Here is a 385-nt window from a genome sequence, read left to right as displayed (position 1 = left end):
AACTAGTTACGAAAGGAAATCTTATGAGCTACCATCATTTTACCATAGACGAGCGTGAAAGTATTCTCATTTACCGTACGCAAGGCCTAAATTTTTCTCAAATTGCTAAGTTACTTCATCGTCATCCATCTAGTATTAGTCGTGAGTGGAAGCGCCATACAAAATCAGGAGCTTATTCTCCAAATCATGCACAGGAATCGTACCATAATGCCAAATCACACTGTGGGCGGAAACGGATGCTTGAAATAGATCACAATTTAAGCAATACCATCAAACATCTATTTCTCGATTACCAATGGTCTCCTGAAGAAATAGAAGGTCGGTTGCGCTTAGAGTATGGGAAAACTGTTGTTAGTTATCAAACAATCTATAGAGCCATTTATCG

1 protein-coding gene is annotated in these 385 nt (G+C 38.7%); it reads left to right on the top strand.

The window, feature by feature from the left end; all coding sequences use genetic code 11:
• Positions 1 to 23: 23 nt before the first annotated feature.
• Positions 24 to 385 (top strand): helix-turn-helix domain-containing protein (locus HMPREF2697_RS00730; RefSeq protein WP_142350067.1); only part of this gene is annotated, 362 nt, incomplete at its 3' end.

It is taken from the genome of Streptococcus sp. HMSC064D12, assembly GCF_001837205.1.
Taxonomy (GTDB): Bacteria; Bacillota; Bacilli; order Lactobacillales; family Streptococcaceae; genus Streptococcus; species Streptococcus salivarius_D.
This window is presented reverse-complemented; position numbering and strand designations above follow the sequence as displayed.